The sequence below is a fragment of the Soonwooa buanensis genome, assembly GCF_900167905.1.
In the GTDB taxonomy this organism is placed as follows: Bacteria; Bacteroidota; Bacteroidia; order Flavobacteriales; family Weeksellaceae; genus Soonwooa; species Soonwooa buanensis.
Genome location: NZ_FUYZ01000002.1, coordinates 66792 through 85989 on the forward strand (window position 1 = coordinate 66792; position 19198 = coordinate 85989).

General features: G+C 34.9%; 17 protein-coding genes and 1 riboswitch. Of the genes, 11 read left to right on the forward strand and 6 right to left on the reverse strand.

The window, feature by feature from the left end:
• Positions 1 to 60 precede the first annotated feature (60 nt).
• A complete protein-coding gene (locus B5X62_RS03530) occupies positions 61 to 1617 on the reverse strand; it encodes an Rne/Rng family ribonuclease (protein ID WP_079666018.1) in 1557 nt (518 codons plus the stop codon).
• A gap of 280 nt (positions 1618 to 1897) precedes the next feature.
• Positions 1898 to 2191, reverse strand: a complete 294-nt coding sequence (locus B5X62_RS03535) for an HU family DNA-binding protein (protein WP_079666019.1) — start codon at positions 2189 to 2191, stop codon at positions 1898 to 1900.
• A gap of 46 nt (positions 2192 to 2237) precedes the next feature.
• On the opposite strand from B5X62_RS03535, the gene mutY reads away from it, so the two are divergent.
• From mutY to deoC, 7 genes are all read left to right on the forward strand, one after another.
• Positions 2238 to 3275, forward strand: coding sequence for an A/G-specific adenine glycosylase (mutY, locus tag B5X62_RS03540; protein WP_079666020.1), 1038 nt, complete (start codon positions 2238 to 2240; stop codon positions 3273 to 3275).
• A gap of 25 nt (positions 3276 to 3300) precedes the next feature.
• Positions 3301 to 3485, forward strand: a riboswitch (cobalamin riboswitch).
• Between the two features lie 26 nt (positions 3486 to 3511).
• The gene (locus B5X62_RS03545) at positions 3512 to 5329 is read left to right on the forward strand and encodes a TonB-dependent receptor plug domain-containing protein (RefSeq protein ID WP_079666021.1); all 1818 of its coding nucleotides are present in this window, start codon (positions 3512 to 3514) and stop codon (positions 5327 to 5329) included.
• Between the two features lie 11 nt (positions 5330 to 5340).
• Positions 5341 to 6369, forward strand: a complete 1029-nt coding sequence (locus B5X62_RS03550) for a YncE family protein (RefSeq protein ID WP_079666022.1) — start codon at positions 5341 to 5343, stop codon at positions 6367 to 6369.
• 140 nt (positions 6370 to 6509) lie between these two features.
• A complete protein-coding gene (locus tag B5X62_RS03555; protein ID WP_079666023.1) occupies positions 6510 to 7772 on the forward strand; it encodes an NAD(P)/FAD-dependent oxidoreductase in 1263 nt (420 codons plus the stop codon).
• 1 nt (position 7773) lies between these two features.
• Positions 7774 to 8454, forward strand: a complete 681-nt coding sequence (trmD, locus tag B5X62_RS03560) for a tRNA (guanosine(37)-N1)-methyltransferase TrmD (protein WP_079666024.1) — start codon at positions 7774 to 7776, stop codon at positions 8452 to 8454.
• Positions 8455 to 8800: 346 nt separating this feature from the next.
• Positions 8801 to 9271, forward strand: coding sequence for an Lrp/AsnC family transcriptional regulator (locus B5X62_RS03565; protein WP_079666025.1), 471 nt, complete (start codon positions 8801 to 8803; stop codon positions 9269 to 9271).
• Positions 9272 to 9345: 74 nt separating this feature from the next.
• Positions 9346 to 10089 (forward strand): deoxyribose-phosphate aldolase, encoded by a 744-nt coding sequence (gene deoC, locus B5X62_RS03570; protein WP_079666026.1) that lies wholly within the window; start codon positions 9346 to 9348, stop codon positions 10087 to 10089.
• A 64-nt stretch (positions 10090 to 10153) separates the two neighbouring features.
• Here deoC and B5X62_RS03575 read toward each other — a convergent pair whose 3' ends face one another.
• Positions 10154 to 10516, reverse strand: coding sequence for a T9SS type A sorting domain-containing protein (locus B5X62_RS03575; protein ID WP_079666027.1), 363 nt, complete (start codon positions 10514 to 10516; stop codon positions 10154 to 10156).
• Between the two features lie 107 nt (positions 10517 to 10623).
• Between B5X62_RS03575 and hemB the strand changes: the two genes are divergently transcribed.
• Positions 10624 to 11610, forward strand: a complete 987-nt coding sequence (gene hemB / locus B5X62_RS03580) for a porphobilinogen synthase (RefSeq protein WP_079666028.1) — start codon at positions 10624 to 10626, stop codon at positions 11608 to 11610.
• Between the two features lie 317 nt (positions 11611 to 11927).
• On the opposite strand, the gene rmuC is transcribed toward hemB, so the two are convergent.
• The 3 genes from rmuC to B5X62_RS03595 all read right to left on the reverse strand — a co-directional run bounded on the left by rmuC (position 11928) and on the right by B5X62_RS03595 (position 14879).
• Complete coding sequence (gene rmuC / locus B5X62_RS03585) at positions 11928 to 13403, reverse strand: DNA recombination protein RmuC (RefSeq protein WP_079666361.1); 1476 nt, start codon at positions 13401 to 13403, stop codon at positions 11928 to 11930.
• A 12-nt stretch (positions 13404 to 13415) separates the two neighbouring features.
• Positions 13416 to 14291, reverse strand: coding sequence for a polyphosphate kinase 2 family protein (locus B5X62_RS03590; RefSeq protein ID WP_079666029.1), 876 nt, complete (start codon positions 14289 to 14291; stop codon positions 13416 to 13418).
• A gap of 72 nt (positions 14292 to 14363) precedes the next feature.
• Entirely contained in the window at positions 14364 to 14879 is a 516-nt protein-coding gene (locus B5X62_RS03595; RefSeq protein WP_079666030.1) for a DUF1573 domain-containing protein, read from the reverse strand.
• A 132-nt stretch (positions 14880 to 15011) separates the two neighbouring features.
• Between B5X62_RS03595 and B5X62_RS03600 the strand changes: the two genes are divergently transcribed.
• The 3 genes from B5X62_RS03600 to B5X62_RS03610 are packed head-to-tail and all read left to right on the forward strand — an operon-like array spanning position 15012 to position 19195.
• Positions 15012 to 17630, forward strand: a complete 2619-nt coding sequence (locus B5X62_RS03600; protein WP_079666031.1) for a valine--tRNA ligase — start codon at positions 15012 to 15014, stop codon at positions 17628 to 17630.
• Between the two features lie 31 nt (positions 17631 to 17661).
• Entirely contained in the window at positions 17662 to 18297 is a 636-nt protein-coding gene (locus B5X62_RS03605; RefSeq protein WP_079666032.1) for a DUF4241 domain-containing protein, read from the forward strand.
• A 10-nt stretch (positions 18298 to 18307) separates the two neighbouring features.
• A complete protein-coding gene (locus tag B5X62_RS03610; RefSeq protein ID WP_317041885.1) occupies positions 18308 to 19195 on the forward strand; it encodes a PfkB family carbohydrate kinase in 888 nt (295 codons plus the stop codon).
• Positions 19196 to 19198: the final 3 nt, after the last annotated feature.

A 19198-nucleotide genomic window follows, 5' to 3' on the forward strand; every position in this document is an offset into this window, starting at 1 on the left:
GCTTATCGTTAAAATAAGTTAATGTTGTAAAAAAGAAAACTCAGACCGAAGTCTGAGTTGTTAGTTGGAATAAGACATCAATTCTTCTTTTTTGGAATTGACGAGCTTGAATTCTAAGTACTTGAATGAATCTCGTGGGATAATGGTTACCCATTTTTTGTATCTAAGGAACCATCTGTTCTGGATGCTCATAAGTCCTTTGGTAAGGTAAGCCTCTACAAATGGATGGACGTGAAGATACAATTTGCCCTTTTCCTTTTGGATAATGTTTCTGATAGATTCTTCCATGCGCTCTACAATAACGATTGGCGCAGCGATTTCTCCGTCTTTGTTCGGATTTTCTTCCTTGGTTTCAATATATTTTTCTGGACGTACCCTTTGTCTTGTCATTTGGATAAGTCCGAATTTGCTAGGTGGTAAAACTTTATGCTTAGCTTTATCACGTTTGAGCTCATCTCGGAAATGCTCATATAATTCTTTTCGATGTTCGGGATCTGTCATGTCGATAAAGTCAATGACGATGATACCTCCCATGTCTCGCAATCTTAATTGTCGGGCAATTTCTGTCGCTGCCATTTTGTTGACATTAAGCGCGTGTGCTTTGTTTGTAGTAGCTGACGAAATATTGTTACCAGAGTTAACGTCAACAACGTGGAGGGCTTCTGTATGTTCTATTACAAGATATGCACCTTTGGAGCTTGGGATATTAACATTTTTCCCAAAGCTTTGTTTTAGTTGTTTTTCGACGTTGTAATACTCCAAAAGTGGAGTAGGCGAGTCGTAAAACTGAACAATATTTTTACTTTCTGGTGCGATAACTTCTAGATAATTTCTCATATCGCGAACCATACTTTCGTCATCACAAATAATGTTGACAAAGTCTTGATTGAAGTTATCTCTCAAGATAGATGAGGCTTTGTCTTCCTCACTTAACATTTTGCTTGGTACTTTATTTTTTTGAATATTTTTGAAACAATCGTCCCATTTTTCGATAAGCTGATTCATATCGTTATGAAGTTCAGCAACCTTTTTACCTTCGGCAACGGTTCTTATAATAACACCGAAACCTTCTGGGCGAATACTTTCTATTAAAGTCCTAAGTCTTTCTTTTTCTCCTGGATCTTTTACTTTTTTTGAAATCGAAATTTTATTATCAAATGGTATCAAAACCAAAAAACGACCAGTCAACGATATTTGTGTAGAAATACGTGGTCCTTTTGTTGAGATTGGTTCTTTTGTTATTTGGATAAGAACAAGATCTCCAGCAGTGGCAACTTTGTCAATAGTGCCATTTTTGTCAATAACTTTTTGTACTGCAAAGTCTTTAAGTTTTGACGTGTTTTGTCTTTTTGCAATCGTGTCTTTCAAGAATTTTTGATAAGACAAAAATTGTGGTCCCAGGTCCTGATAATGCAAAAATGCGTCTTTGCCGTATCCGATGTTGACAAAAGCTGCATTAAGGTTGGGCGCCAATTTTTTTATTTTTCCAAGGAATAAATCTCCAACGACAAAGTCAGACTCTGACTCGATCTCGTGGAGCTCGAACAATCTACCGTCTTCTAACAGGGCAATCTGTGAAGAATCATTCTCATGCGAAATGATTAATTCTTTCTTCATAAATTTTGTTTTAATAATTGCCTTTTACGAAAGACATCAATAGTCAATTTTTTGCCAATATGGCGTTGTACTTGTGGTATGTAGAAAACAAAATATAGTCGGCGAAAAACACCAACTATATTTATATTTATATGACTGAGAGTCAGAATGTTATTTCTTCTTCTTGTGTCTGTTTTGTCTTCTTCTTTTCTTTCTTTTGTGGGTCGCAACCTTGTGTCTTTTTCTTTTCTTTCCGCTTGGCATAATTTAGAAATTTTATTATAAGTTAATATTAAATTAATTAGTTCTTTACTGCAACTTTCGTTTTTACTTTCTCAACAAAAGTTTTTGATGGTTTGAAAGCCGGAATATTGTGTGCCGGAATTTCAATTGCAACATTTTTAGAAATGTTTCTTCCCGTTTTAGCCGCTCTAGTTTTAATAACGAATGATCCAAAACCTCTTAGATAAACATTGTCTCCATTATACATCGATGTTCTTATCTCTTGCATGAATGCCTCGATAACCTTCTGAGTATCATTTTTTTCTACGCCTAATTTATTTGAGATGATGTTTACCAATTCTGCCTTTGTCATTTCCTTTTTTGTTTATAATTTTGGTGTGCAAATATAAAACATATTTTTGAAAACTTACAAACAAAAGACTGATTTTCTTTATATTGGCGTTAAGCTACTTAAATGGTATCAAACCCATAAACGTGACCTTCCTTGGCGCAAAAGTATAAATCCTTATAATATTTGGATTAGCGAAGTCGTGTTACAACAGACGCAAGTCAAACAAGGTATGCAACATTATCTCAATTTTGTAGAGCGTTTTCCTGATGTTGATACGCTTGCAAATGCTGATGAAGAGGAGGTTTTATTGTACTGGAAAGGGCTTGGTTATTATTCTCGAGCGCTCAATCTTCATAAAGCTGCAAAGCAATTGGTTACAGATTACAATTCAGAATTCCCTGAAACATACGCCGAATTATTAAAACTAAAAGGTGTTGGCAAATATACTGCTGCGGCAATTGCAAGTATTTCGTTTCATGAGAAGGTTGCGGCGGTTGATGGTAATTTTTATCGTGTCTTGTCGAGGTTGTTTGCAGATGATTTTGATATTTCTAACTCTCGAGCTTTTCAATATTTCTCAGAGTTGACAGAATTAATTATGCCCGAAACAGATGCAGGTTGTTTTAACCAAGCGATGATGGATCTGGGTTCGGAAGTTTGCAAACCTAAAAATCCACTTTGCTCGGATTGTCCTTTGCAAGATGATTGTCGAGCTTTTGCTATCGGAAAAATCAATCAATTCCCTGTTAAACTTAAAAAAACTAAAGTTGAAAATTTAGCTTTAAGTTATCAATTCATTTATCATGATGACCAGTTTTTAGTTAAACAACGTGACACGTCAGATATTTGGAAAAAGTTATTCGAGTATCCAAAGAATTTAGATTTTAATGATATTGATTTTATTGAAGAACATGAGAAAGTTATTCAACATAAGTTGACCCATCGCAATTTGGAAATTTCGATTTCAAAAATTTTAATACCAAATAAATGCGATTTTGATAAAATAAAAACTGAAAATGATTTTTTAAGCTTTAGCTTTACTGAAGCCGAACAAAAGTCTTTTCCAAAACCTCTGCACGATTATTATATTAAATATTTTTCATAACAAATTGAATTAAAAGAAAAACTTTACATATTTTTGCAAAATTGGTTTTCGGGCTTAATAACCCGAAATTAAAAGGGAATCGAAGTGTAAGTCTTCAACTGTCCCCGCAACTGTAGATCGTATAAAGAGATTGCATCAAGACCATTGTCGCCGACGAGAAGGGGTGTAATCAACGAAAGTCAGGAGACCTGCCAAATTTAACTTAACAAAAGGCTTTCGGGAGAAAAGTGATCAGTATGAAGCGATTATTTTTTTATTTTAGTTTTATCTTTCCAATTTTTGGTTTTGCGCAAGAAGCTGTCATAGACACGGTTTATGTTGATCCGCAATTTCAAACTTCTCGAGTTTTTTCAAAAATTAAAGTCATAAAATCTGACGAAGTTCTCAGAAATGCCACTTCACTTTCAGATTTATTAAGTTTCCAAACGCCTATTTATATTAAAGAAAATGGTCGCGGAATGGTGTCTTCGCCTTCTTTTCGTGGGACAACAGCTCAGCAAACCGCTTTTGTCTGGAACGGAATTAACATTAATTCTCAGTTTTTAGGACAAGGCGATATCAATAATATTTCACTTTTGGGTTATGATAATATTTCTGTCAAATATGGTGGTGGAAGTGTTTTGTATGGCAGTGGCGCTATTGGTGGCTCTATTCACCTAAATAATTCGTTTGGATACAACAAGGGTTTCCAAGGACAATTGTTTTCGGAATATGCATCCTACGAAACGCTTAATTCTTTGTTAAAATCTTCTTTTAGTAACGATAAATTCAGTTTTCAGTTTTCGCTTAGTCATAACCAAAGCAAAAACGATTATGAAGTTGAAAAGTATTACGTCAACCGAAATGGCGCATATGACAATACTGGCGTTAATTTAGGTTTTGCGTACAAAGCTGATGACAAAAACGAAATCTACTCGCAAAGTCAGATTTTTGATGCTACACAAAATTACCCATTGTTGTCAGAATTTTCGACGCCAAGTAAGTATTTAAGTCGAACCTTTAGAAGTCTTGCAGGTTGGAATTTTAAAAATGAAAAGATTAAAAATGATTTTAAAATCGCTTATTTAACCGACGATTATCAATATTATTTAGATTCTAATATTCCGAATGCAAAAACTGGTGGAAGCATCAAACAGTACTTGACGAAAAATGATTTTAAATATCAACTTAACGCATCATCTGAAATTAACTTTTTAGGTGAAATTGGGCAAGTTGAAGCCAAAGGTTTTAATACTGGAATTAGCTCAATAAAGCGTGCGCAGGGTTCTGCTGGATTGTTATACCGGAATTTTTATTCTAAAAATTTTAGTTGGGAACTTGGTGCTAAAAAGGAATATATCGAAAATGTAAAAAGCCCATTTTTGTTTTCTGCGGCAGGTAATTTCACGATTAATAATTTTTATAGTTTAAAATTGAGTGCCTCAAAGAATTTTCGCGCACCAACTTTTAACGATTTGTATTGGGAACCTGGCGGAAATAAAGATTTGAAACCAGAAAAATCTTATCAATTTGAGATTAGTCAAACTGTAAAATGGAAATTCTTGCAAGCAAGTCTATCACCTTATTATATGGATATCAAAGACATGATACGTTGGGTTCCTGGTGCGGGCGGGATATATCATGCGACTAATACCGCACATGTAAAATCTTATGGTGTGGAAGCGCAACTTGGCGCAGAGCAGAAGTTTGGAGATTTTGGCTATCGTGCGATGTTAGGATACGCTTACACCAATTCTGAAGACCAAGCATTGAAAAAACAGTTGGCTTTTGTTCCTTTTCATAAAGTGAATTTTGGCGCTGATTTTAGTTATAAAATTGTGACTTTACATCTGCAAACAATTTGGAATTCGAAGATATTTTCTGATACGCAATCAACTGATAAATTGGCGCTTGATCCTTTTTATGTCATTAATGTTGGTGCTGATGTCGATGTAATAAAATCTTTAAAACTCGGTTTTAAAGTTAATAATCTGACATCGGAAGTCTATCGTACGGTTGTTGGTTATTATATGCCAAAACGCAATTATGCAATTAACATGAATTTTAATTTCTAAAAAAATATATTATGAAAATCAAAAATTTAATTACTGGTCTTTTTGCTGTCAGTTTATTATTTGTGACAGCTTGTAAAGATGATAATGACATTATCGTAGAGCATGGCGCTTATGAAAATGGTGTTTTAATCTCTGCTGAAGGTGCATTGAATAGCAATCAAGGTGAAGTGTCATTCATGACATCGGATCTGTCAAAGTTTTCCGAGAATATTTATTCAGCCGTTAATGGACAAAAACTTGGAGATGTTTTACAAACAGTTGGCACCAAAGATGATAAAGCTTACTTGGTTGTTAATAATTCTAACAAAATTGAAGTTGTTAATCGTTATTCGTTTAAAAAATTAGCAACGATTTCTACTGAAGTTAATCAACCAAGAGATATCGCGTTTTCGGATAACTATATTTATGTTACCAACGATAAATATTTAGGAGATAAATATGTTGCTGTATACAACGCTTCGGATTTTAGCTTTATTAAAAAAATAAGCTTTAGCGATGCTGCACAAGATATAGCGGTAATTGGAGGAAAAGCATTTGTACAGAATGCGTCTTATGGATTCGGAAAAAATCTAAGTGTTATTAATACAATGACTAATAATCTTGATACAACTGTGTCTGTGCCAAAAGGTGATATCCAAAAAACAATTGCTTATAACAATCGTGTGTATACAGTTACTTCGGACGGTGTCGATTCTTATATTTATACAATTGATGCAACGGCAGCAATCGCAAATACGCTTACTCTTACGGGCATTCCGTATGCAACTAATTTGGTAATCGATAATGATAACTATTATTTTTCGTCAAACAACAAAGTTTACACAATGCCTTTGTCGAGCAATTCGCCTAAGTTGTTATTTGCTGCGTCAGAATCTCCGTACGGAACTTTGTACGGTTTTAATGTAATTGATGGTAAGATATTTACTTCTAATGCTGGTGATTTTGCATCACCAAGTGAAATTACTGTCTATTCTATTACTGGAAGTAAATTGAAAACTTTCAACGGAGGAATTGGTGTTAGCGGTTTCTACAAGAACTAAAATTTAGTTTTAAAAAAAAATATTTAATAACGGCAACTTTTCGGAGTTGTCGTTTTTTTTTGGATTAAATTTTAGAAGCATAGATTTTGCTATTCTTTAAAGCGAGAAATTTGGAGTATTTTTGTATAAATTTTTAAACGATGATTAGGGAGAAAATTGTAATAATAGGAGGTGGATTTGCTGGTTTGCAATTGGCAAAACAACTGAATGCAGATAGTAACAAAAAAGTAATTTTGATAGATAAGGTTAACCATCACATGTTTCAACCACTGTTTTATCAAGTTGCTAGTGGTCGTATCGAACCTTCTAATATTTCGTTTCCTTTCAGAAAAATCTTTCAACGTTCTCGGAATATTCAGTTTAGGATGACCGAAGTGCAGCAAATTGACACTGCCGAAAATCGTGTAATTTGTGAAGAAGGCACTTTTTCCTATGATAAATTAATAATCGCAACAGGTTGCAAAACCAACTTTTTCGGAAATTCCAAAATGGAAAATTTAACATTTGGAATGAAAAATACGCAGGAAGCCATCAGTATCAGAAATCATATTTTGATGACTTTCGAAAAATTAATTATCGAAAAATCTAGAAGTGATGACGGTAACTGGAATATCGTTATCGTCGGAAGTGGTGCAACTGGCGTAGAGTTGGCAGGTGCATTTGCAGAGATGAAAAACGAAATTCTTCCTCGCGATTATCCGCACATGAGTTTTGATCATCTCAAAATCATTTTGATTAGCTCTGGCGAAAAGCCTTTGGAAGCGATGAGTGTTGAATCTCAGAATAAAGCTGAAGAATATCTTGTCAAACTTGGCGTTACGTTTATGAAAAACGAACGTGTAACTGACTACGATGGCGAAACGGTTTTCATGCAAAGTGGAAAAACGATTCCTTGTAATAATGTGATTTGGGCGGCTGGTGTAACGGGTAATGTTATTGGAGATTTTGATAAAGAAAATTTAGTCAGAAATCGATATAAAGTTGATCGATACAATCGTGTTATTGGTTTTGATAATATTTTTGCGATTGGTGACATCGCTTATATGGAAACACCAAAATATCCACAAGGTCATCCGCAAGTTGCTAATGTTGCAATTAATCAAGGGAAAAATCTAGGAAAAAATCTTCGTCGATCGTCGTCTAGTCAATGGACGGAGTTTGAATATGTGGATCGCGGATCGATGGCAACAATTGGTAAACACCGTGCAGTTGTTGATCTTCCTGATCTTAAATTTCAAGGTTTTCTTGCTTGGTATTTCTGGATGTTTCTACATTTGATGCTTATTTTGAGCGTGAGAAACAAAATAGCGATTTTCTTTAATTGGATGTGGAGTTACTTTAATAAAGATTCTTCGCTTCGTTTGATCATCGTTTCTACCAAGAAAAATAATACAGAACAATAATATGAGAATTGATATAATAAGTGTGTTGCCAGATTTGATGCGTAGTCCTTTCGAAACTTCAATTTTGAAACGCGCTATGGAAAAAGGTTTGGCTGAGGTTCACTTTCATAATGTTAGAGATTTTGCAACCAACAAACATCGTCAGATCGATGATGCACCTTATGGCGGTGGAGCTGGTATGGTGATGATGGTTGAACCTTTGGATTTATGTATTTCTAAATTAAAATCTGAACGTCACTATGACGAAATTATCTATATGACGCCTGATGGCGAAACGCTAAATCAAAGAATTGCGAATAAACTTTCTACGGTTGAGAATTTAATTTTCTTGTGTGGTCATTACAAAGGCATCGATCAACGCGTTCGAGATTTACATATTACTAAAGAAATTTCTATCGGTGATTATGTTTTGACAGGCGGTGAATTGGCGGCTTGTGTCTTGGCGGATTCTATCATTAGATTGTTGCCTGGTGTTCTTAATGACGAACAAAGTGCGTTGACAGACAGTTTTCAGGATGACTTGTTATCTTATCCAATCTACACGCGTCCAGATGTGTACAAAGGTCTAGAAGTGCCAAAAGTTCTGTTAAGCGGAAACTTCCAAGCGATTGAAGATTGGCAACATGATGAGGCTATTAGGATTACAACAGAACGTCGTCCCGATTTATTCGAAAAAAAGTAAAATTTTTATTTTTCAACGATACTGTGTTTTATTTGTATATATTATATGTGAAATAAATATTTATTTTGTGTTAATTGATAAATTATTAATAGTATATTTTTAATTATTTGTATATTTACACGGAAGTTAATTAATAATATTTAATTATTGTGATTTTATTCGCAAAGTTAGTTGAGTTGTTTTTTTAAGATAACTCACTTTTTTTTGTGAAAAATTTGAAGAATATTCGATGCTTAAGTTTAATTTTAATATTCTTTAAACATGATTTTTATTATAAAAGTATAGATAATTGATTAATATAGATTAATTTCGTAAAGTTTCAACCGTTTTGTAAAAATTAATAATAATGAAAAGTGCTACACACTATGGTTATCAACTCGACAGCGTTGATAAGGAGATCATCTACATGCTTATGGATAATGCAAAAACATCCTTAGCGCAGATCTCAAAAAATGTTGGTATTTCTACCACTGCGGTACATCAGCGTATCAAAAAACTAGAGCAAGCTGGTGTTATCGAAAATTCAATTTCATTCCTTAATCCTCGTAAAGTCGGCTACAAAGTCGTATCGTACATTGGTGTTTATTTAGAAAAGCCAAGTCATTACAAGGATGCTGTGGATGCCTTCAAACAGATTAACGAAATCATCGAAGCGCATTACACAACAGGTAATTACACAGTTTTCTTAAAAGTGCTTTGTAGAGATAATGATCATTTGATGGACATTATCAACCAAATCCAAAGTTTGAAAGGGGTTACAAGAACCGAAACTTTCATCTCTCTGGAGCAAAGTATTAATCGTCAACTTAAAGTTTGATCGATACTTAATAAGATTTTAAGAGCGCACAAGTGGCGCTCTTTTTTTATCTTTGTACTATTAAATTTTCAACTATGGATATTAAAAAATATTTAGATTCAACATATCTTAAAACGCCTGCTCAGTCAGGATTAACAGAAGAAGAAACGATTAAAATCGTTAAAGAATTAACCGACGAGGCAATCGATAATCAACTTTTCGCTGTGATGATTCGTCCTGATTATGTTTCGGAAATCCGAAATTATATTGACGCTAAAAAAGCAAATGTAGTTTTAGGAACTGTCATTGGTTTCCATGAAGGCTCGGCTTCTATTGATGAAAAGTTGGCAGAAGCTGAGAAAGCGATTAAGGATGGCGCTAACGAGTTAGATTTCGTGATTAATTATGAAGCTTTCAAAAGGGGAGAAACAGATTTAGTAAAAAGTGAATTTATTAAATGTACAAAACTTGCTTTAGATAACGAAAAAGTTGCAAAATGGATTATCGAAATCGCTGCTTTAACCGATGAACAAATTGCTGATATTACTGCTAAAATTTGGACTTGGTCACAAGAGAATTTTTCGGAGAAGGATTTCAAGAATATCTTTGTTAAATCATCAACTGGATTTTATCAAACTGAAGGAGGTAAGCCAAATGGAGCAACTTTTGAAGGAATCAAAATTATGTTAGATAATGCTGGTGAACTTCCTGTAAAAGCTGCAGGCGGCGTTAGATCGCACGATGACGCTGTTAAGATGATTGATCTTGGCGTTAAAAGAATCGGGACTTCTTCAGCTTTAGCGTTAACAAAAGACGAAAATACTTCAGGTTCTTATTAGTAGATATAAAAGCATAAAAAAGCCTCAACGATTGTTGAGGCTTTTGTTTTATCTAGAGTTTTAATTATTGTTTAATAATTTGTGTAACTCTTTGTGTATTGTCGTCTAATAAATAACGCATTAGATATTTACCAGGACGAAGTTTGTCTAGTCTTATTTCGGCAGCGTTCATGTTAACGCTATATTCCAAAACTTGTACACCAAGAATAGAATAGAAAGTCACAGATTTTATTTTAGCTTCATTGTCTTTTGCTTTTACAATGATAAAATCCTTCGCAGGGTTAGGGTATGCCACCAAAACACCGTCATCACTCTTGCTAATTCCGGAGTTGATGCTATAATTAGCTTTACTAACTTGTGCATTAATCTTAGTAGAAAATGCAAAGGAAAAGCCGATAAACAATATAAATAGTAAAAATTTCTTCATTTAAATAAACTTTTTTGAAAGTCTAAACACAAATGTATTTAATTCATTTCAATTATACAATAATTATTCCACAATTGTGATGTAAATTTGCAGTAAAATTTTTACTGATGTTTACAAGAAATAGAAGACTTAGATCTAATGCGTCTATTAGAAGTCTAATTCAAGAAACGCAACTTACAACTAACGATTTTGTGTTACCAATGTTCGTCATGGAAGGTGATAACAAAAAGGAAGCCATTTCTTCAATGCCAGGTGTTTTTCGTCAATCTTTGGACTTAACAGTTCAGCAGGTTAAAGAAAATTATGCGCTAGGCATCAAGGCTATCAACATTTATATGAAGGTTTCGGACAACCTAAAAGATAACACAGGAAAAGAAGCTTGGAATCCGAACGGGCTTATGCAAACTACCATCAAAGCGATAAAAGATGCAGTTCCAGAAGTTATCATTATGCCAGACGTAGCCTTGGATCCGTACTCAATTTATGGTCACGATGGTATCATCAAAAACGGAAAAGTGGACAACGATTCTACTTTGGAAGCGCTTGCCAATATGTCAGTGTCATTGGCAGAAGCGGGTGCAGACATTGTGGCACCGAGTGACATGATGGATGGCCGTGTGTTGGCAATTCGCGAAGCTTTGGATGAAGCCAATTATACAGATTGTGGAATTTTATCTTACGCCGCCAAATATGCAAGTGCGTTTTACGGACCGTTCCGAAGTGCTTTGGACAGTGCGCCAGTAGATTCGCAGGATATTCCAGAAGATAAAAAAACCTATCAAATGGATTTTCATAATTCTCGTGAAGCGATTACTGAGGTTTTGGATGATGTTGCCGAAGGCGCTGATATTATCATGATAAAACCAGGAATGCCATATTTAGACATCGTTTCTAAAGTTCGCGAAATTATCACGCAACCAATCGCTGTTTACCAAGTAAGTGGCGAATATGCGATGATAAAAGCCGCTGCGCAGAATGGTTGGTTGGACAATGACAAGGTTCTTATCGAAAGTTTGACAAGCATCAAACGAGCTGGTGCGGATATGATTTTCACATATGCAGCGCCAGAAGTAGCAAAATTGCTTAATAAATAATTTTTTTAGGAGCTTAATCCCGCTGTCCGCTATATCTTTTGTTGACTCGGGTTGCTGAGCGGAGCCGAAGTACCCTCATCAACAAAAGGATGCCGCTTCCATCGGGGCTAGGGATTGCACATAAAAAAGCCATTCAGGGTTTCAAACCCTGAATGGCTTTTTTTGTTTACCCGAAATTTACTAGATTTTTGGATCATTAAGTAGAACCTCCAAAAATAGGAAACAAAACCTACTAAGCTTAGAGATTATTGACGAGCTTAAGCCTTTCAGGGTTCTAAACCCTGAAAGGCTTTCATAATTTATATGACCTCTATTCCTTACTCACTTTCCGAAGAATCTGTAAGATTGTTAGAAAGTTGCTTTTTGTTTTTTAATCCAAGTTTTCGCAGTTTCTCAGTTTGAGCGACAAGATTATCATTTCCTGTGGAAAGTTGCTTGTAGGCTTCATTATAAGAAGATTGCGCTTGTTCGATGTTCTTGCCAATTTTTTCAAGATTCTCCACAAAACCAACAAACTTATCATAAAGTTTTGCGCCGCGATCCGCGATTTCCAAAGCGTTTTTATTTTGGGCATCGCGTTTCCAAAGATCAGCGATTAATTTGAGAGAGGTGATGAGGTTGGTTGGACTTAATAATAAAATTCGTTTATCATAAGCATAATTCCAAAGTTGCGAATCCGCTTGTAAAGCTGCATTGTAAGCTGCTTCATTCGGAATAAACATCATCACAAAATCCAAACTTTTGTCGTAATCATCATAAGCTTTTAGACTTAACTCGTTGATGTGTTGTTTTACCGAACGAAGATGTTGCTCTTGTTTGATTTTAAAAATATCTTTGTCCTCTTCGTTTGCCATTTCGATAAAAGCATTTAAAGATACTTTGCTGTCGATAATCACATTGCGTTCATCAGGATATTTAATCAAAGCATCGGGACGCATTTTTTTTCCAGAAAACTCCGAATAGATTGGGTTTTTGGCGTCGTCACGCAATTCGTGTTCGAGGAAGTATTCTCGATTTTTTGCAAGTCCAGATTTTTCCAAAATGCTTTCCAAAATCATTTCGCCCCAGTTGCCTTGGGTTTTGTTATTTCCTTTTAAAGCTTGCGTCAGTTTTTGCGCTTCCTCAGAAATTTGCTGATTCAGAAGTTTTAATTCCGTTACTTTTTGACCAAGCGAAAAACGTTCTTTAGCTTCTTTATCATAAGTTTCAAAAACAGTTTTCTTTAGCTCGTCAATGTTTTTCCCGAAAGGTTCAAGAATAGATTTTAGATGTAGTTGATTAAGATTCGTGAATTTTTCTGTTTTTTCTTCGAGAATCTGGTTCGCCATTTTCTCAAAATGCAATTTGCTTTGTTCTTGCAATTTTTCGATTTCCTCTTTTTGATTGTTAAGAAGAAGTTCTAGGTTTTTGTTTTGTGCAGACAATTCAGCATTTTGGGCAATTAGATTTTGCTTTTCTTGTTGGGAAATTTCTTGCTTGTCCTGAAGTTGTTTTAATTCAAATTTAAAATCATCAAGCTGCTGGACTAGATTAGTGTTTTCTGCATTTAGTTCAGCAACTTTTTGAAGCTGCGAAAATGTTTTAGATTCTTGCTCGTCAATTTTAAATTGTAAATCTGCTTTTTGCTTTTCCGATGTTTCTAGATTAGATTTAATAAAAGAATTTTCAGATTTTAAGCTTGCAAGATTTTGCTCCATCAAAACAGAATTTTTCGCAGTCTTTGACAAATAATAAAAATGCAAAATCACCGCACCAATTACAAAACCAACAACAACGCCCAAAAGCAGCGACATTACATCCATATTTTATTTTTCGTTTTCTAATTCAATTTTTGATTTTTGTAAAGCTTCTTTTTCTTCTTTGCTAACCTCAGGGAATTTAAGATTCATATCTTCCAAAGTGTCGATAATAATCTGTAAAGCTGCGAGTCTTGTAAACCATTTTTTGTCCGCTGGGATAACATACCAAGGTGCAAAATCGGTATTGGTCTCTTGGATGGCTTCTTCGTATGCTTTCATATAATCTTTCCAGTAACTGCGCTCTACAACATCACCACTAGAAAATTTCCAGTTTTTATCTTCTTCGTTGATTCGGTCCAAGAATCTTTGCTTTTGTTCATCTTTAGAAACATTAAGGAAGAATTTAATAATTCTCGTTCCGTTATTAGCAAGATGTTTTTCAAAATTTCTGATGCTTTCGTAACGATTATCCCAGAATTTTTTGTCAAAATCTTTAACATCGTCCCAAACACGTTCCTTAAGATTATATTCTGGGTGAACTTTACACACCAAAACACTTTCGTATTGAGAGCGATTGAAAATTCCTATTTTTCCTTTCGCCGGAACCGCCAGATAATGTCTCCACAAGAAGTCGTGATCATATTCTTTAGAACTTGGTGTTTTAAAACTTGTGACTTCGCAACCTTGCGGATTAACCCCTCCGAAAACATGTTCTATCAAGCTGTCTTTACCTGCTGCATCCATAGCTTGGATTACGATGAGTAGAGATTGGCTGCTGTCGGCATATAGTTTTTCTTGTAAATCGTAAAGTTTTTCTTTTTCAGAATTAAGAAGTTTTTCACCTTCTTCTTTTGGAATATCTGCTTTATAATCGGTCTTGTGATCAGCGATTTTAAAATCTTTTTTACTAGCTAAAAAGTCTTTTGTTGATATAGATTTCATATTCGTTTTTATGTAAATGTAACAAAAAAAACCGCTTGTATAAGCGGTTTGAAAGTCTTTAGTTGAAAAATATTATTTCTTAACTTCTTCCATTTTAACTGGTGCAGCAAGTTGTACTTGTTGCGCTTTTACTGCTTTTTTAGATTGTGCAGGAGAAGCTTCTTTTACTATTTCAGCCTTCATTGTAGCTGGAGTTGCTTGTAAAGTTTGTACTTGTTGTGTAGCAGCACCAACTTCACCTTTAATAGTTAATACAGATCTAGGATTTTTTGGGTCATTCGAAAATACTTCGATTGGCTTACTAAAAGTACCTGTTAAATTTGTATTATATCCTACTTTAATTTGAGCAGATTTTCCTGGTAAAATTGGATCTTTGCTCCACTCGGGAGTTGTACATCCACAAGCTGGTTTTACTTCTGTTAGGATAAGAGGCTTGTCTCCAGTGTTTTTTACAGTGAAGTATCTGTGACCATCACTACCTGCAGTTACTTTTCCGTAATCAAAAACTGTTTTGTCAAAAGAAATTGATTGTGCAGAAGCAAGTCCGAAACCTAAAACAGCAACCATTCCTAAAAGTGTCTTTTTCATATTGTTTTTCTATTTTGTTAGTTAAAATTCTTGAAAATACTAAGAATCAAAGTTATAAATAAATTTAAATATATCTATAAATAATTTTGTTTATCTTATTTTTGCAAATAATAAGCCAAAAAATTATTAATAATGCAGATTGCAGACAAATATAATCCTCAAGAGACAGAACAAAAATGGTATAACTACTGGTTAGATAACAAATATTTTCATTCGACACCAGATGATAGACCACCTTACACCATTGTAATTCCGCCACCTAATGTAACGGGAATTCTTCACATGGGACACATGTTGAACAATACAATTCAGGATGTGTTGGTGAGACGTGCAAGAATGCAAGGTTTCAATGCGTGTTGGGTGCCAGGTACTGACCATGCTTCTATCGCAACTGAGGCTAAAGTTGTTGCTAAACTAAAAGAGCAAGGAATTTCTAAAACAGATATCGGAAGAGAAGAATTCTTAAAACATGCTTGGGATTGGACACACCAATATGGTGGGACAATTTTGGAGCAGTTGAAAAAGTTAGGATGTTCTTGTGACTGGGATCGTACGAGATTCACGATGGAGGATAATTTGTCAAAATCGGTTATTAAAGTTTTTGTAGATCTTTATAATAAAGGATTAATCTACAGAGGTTACAAAATGATCAACTGGGATCCCGAGGCGAAAACAAACATCTCGGATGAAGAAGTAATCTTTAAAGAACAACAAGGTAAATTATTTTATCTAAAATATAAAATTCAAGGATCGGAAGATTTCGTGACAGTTGCAACGACGCGTCCAGAAACTATTTTTGGAGATGTTGCAGTTTGTGTTAATCCTAATGATGAGCGTTACCAAGCTTTAAAAGGAAAAAAATTGATTGTGCCAATCGTTAATCGCGAAATTCCTGTTATTGAAGATGAGTATGTTGACATCGAATTCGGGACTGGCGCTTTAAAAATTACTCCAGCTCACGATCTTAACGACTACGAAATTGGAAAAAAACACGACTTGCCAATCATCGATTCTATGGATAATGATGCTAATCTTAACGAAAATGGATTGCATTATGCAGGCAAAAATAGATTTGTTGTTAGAAAAGAAATCGTAAAAGAACTTGATGAAAAAGATCTTTTGTTAAAGGCAGAAGATTATACTAATAAAGTTGGGACTTCAGAAAGAACAGGCGCAGTTATCGAGCCTAAAATTTCTGTACAGTGGTTCCTAAAAATGGCAACATTAGCAAAACCTGCTTTGGATGTTGTCATGGATGATGAGGTTAAATTTTATCCTGAAAAGTTTAAAAACACTTATCGTCACTGGATGGAGAATGTTCATGATTGGAATATTTCTCGTCAACTTTGGTGGGGACAACAGATTCCGGCTTTCTATTATGGAACTGCAGAAAATGACTTTGTCGTTGCAGAAAATATTGACGAAGCTTTAATCTTAGCAAAACAAAAAACTAACAACCAACAACTGACAACTGAAGATTTACGACAAGATGAAGATGCGTTGGATACTTGGTTCTCGTCTTGGTTATGGCCGATTTCTGTTTTCGAAGGCATTTTAGAACCAAATAATAAAGACATCAATTACTATTATCCGACTTCGGATTTGGTGACGGGTCCAGATATTATTTTCTTCTGGGTTGCGAGAATGGTGATGGCTGGTCTAGAATACAGAAAAGAAATTCCGTTTAAGAATGTTTATTTCACAGGAATTGTGCGTGATAAGCAACGTCGTAAGATGTCAAAATCTTTAGGGAATTCTCCTGATCCAATCGAATTAATCGATAAATATGGTGCAGATGGTGTTCGTGTTGGGATTTTGTTAAGTTCTGCGGCGGGTAACGATTTGTTGTTTGATGAAGATTTGATGTTGCAAGGACGTAATTTCGCGACTAAAATTTGGAACGCATTTAAGCTTACACAAACTTGGACGAAAGATGCTAATGTAAAAGCAAATGATGCCGATACGCAAGCAATCAATTGGTTTGAGCAACAACTAGCGAAAAGCATTTTAGAAATGGAAGATCATTTTTCAAAATTCCGTATTTCGGATGCGCTTCATGTGTTGTATAAGTTGATTTGGGATGATTTCTGCTCTTGGTATTTGGAAGCTGTGAAGCCAAACTATGGTGAAGCGATTAGCCAAGAAGTTTATGACAAAACAATTTATTATTTTGAAGAATTAATGAAGTTGTTGCATCCATTTATGCCATTCTTGTCAGAAGAAATTTGGCATATTATCAGCGACAGAAGTATAGAAGAAGCTTTGATTATTACACAACAGAAAAAAGTTGATGGTTTTGATGAAGCTTTAATTTCTAATTTTGATTTTGCTAAAGAAGTAATTTCGGGTGTTAGAAATTATAGACAATCAAAGGGAATTTCACCAAGAGAAGAAGTTGAAGTTTTCACAAATGCGTCTGAATTTGCTAATCAAGCTGTAGTTTTAAAATTGGCTAATTTGCAAGACATTCATTTTGGTCAAAAAACGGATAAACCGAGTTTTAGCTTCTTAGTTGGCGCGACAGAATGTGCGATTCCGTTAAGTGAAAACTTAGACTTAGGCGAAGAAAAAGAAAAAACAGAGGAAGAAATTAAATATTTAAAAGGTTTCTTAATCTCTGTTGAGAAGAAATTGTCAAACGAAAAATTCATGGCTGGTGCGCCACAACAAGTTGTTGATAACGAGCTTAAAAAACAACGCGACGCGATGGATAAGATTGCAATTTTAGAAGAAAAATTAAAAACATTATAATACTTAAGAATTATTCTTTACTTTCACAAGAATGAATCATATAGAAAATATCACGAAATTATTTTCAAAATCACATGTAGAAAATCCGCTTCTAGAAAGCTTTGAGGCGGGTTATTTACATATTTCGTCAGGAAGATTGGTGGCTTGCGATCCGGTGGTTACGCCAGATAAGACTGCTTTTAACCAATTGTTTCCGAAAGGCGATTTTCCAGTGACGATACATAAAGAAGCGAGTAGTAATTGCATTGCATATTCGGAGATCGTCTTTGCAGATGACAAAGTTGACACTTGGGTGATGGCTTTGTGCGATGATCAAAAACTAGAAGATTTGGAAGATGGCGAAATTTTTGGTTTTCCAGTAGAATCAGGAATGGCAGGATTGATGGATTTTGACACGCAAAAAAAAGTTAATGATTACGAGCAAGAGCTTTTCAAAAAGAAAGGTGCCGATTTTATGGGGCTTTACGAAGAGTTTTTCCATAGTTATTTTTATGATAGCAATGGGGCAATCGATCAATTTGCAATGATGAAGCCTTATCCAGAAGAGGCTAATAATCTTTTAGCTTTCGAAGCTGGTTATGGCGAAGGTTTTTACGCGTCGTACATTGGATATAATAAAGATAAGCAACCTGTTAAATTTATTACCGAATTTATAGAAATTCAATAAACGTTAAAGCATGATAAAAGTAACACAAAAACATCCTTTGATAGTTGTTGTTGGAAGTTCTTCAATAGATTTTGTTTTAGAAACTTCCAAAATTCCACAAGCTAATGATACTATTTTGGCATCCGAATCCAAGAGTTTTCTAGGAGGGAAAGGCGCAAACCAAGCGATAGCTACGGCAAGACTTGGTGCCAATGTCTATTTGGTGAGTTGTGTCGGGATGGATCCTTATGGACAACAAGTTATTCGAAACCTCGATGACGAGGGCGTTAATGTTGCATTTATCAATGAGACTGACGAGCCGACGGGTACGGCTTATGTAACGACTTCGGCGGAAGGTAATGCCATTGTTGTTATTCCTGGCGCTAATTACAAATTAGGAAAACGTTATATCGACGAAGCGGATCGCTTTATTCAAAGTGCAGATTTGGTTTTAATGCAAATGGAAATTCCAGCAGAAACCATCAATTACGTTGCACAAAAGTGTAAGAAATATTCTAAAAAATTGGGTGTTTATGCGGCACCAGCGGCGCAACTTTCTCAAGAAGTTGTAGATGCAGCGACTTTTATCGTTGCTAAAAATCATGATGTTAAAAACGTCTTTGGCGATGTGCCTGTAGAAAGCATTATGAAGAGTCTTCCTAATAAATTGTTTTTGCGTGATGATGCCAACTCTACAAGTTATTATGATGGTGCAGAAATGAAATATTTCCGCGAAAATCCTAGTGAAATGGTCAACAAAATGGGAATGGGCGACGCCTTTACTTCTGGTTTTGCAATTGCGCTTTTACATCAAAATAATATCGAAGATTGCGTGAAGTTTGGTAACAAAATTGCCCTTCGTGCTGCTAGTCAACTAGATTCTCAAAAAGGTCTTCCTTATCTTAAGGAGATCAAATAGCCC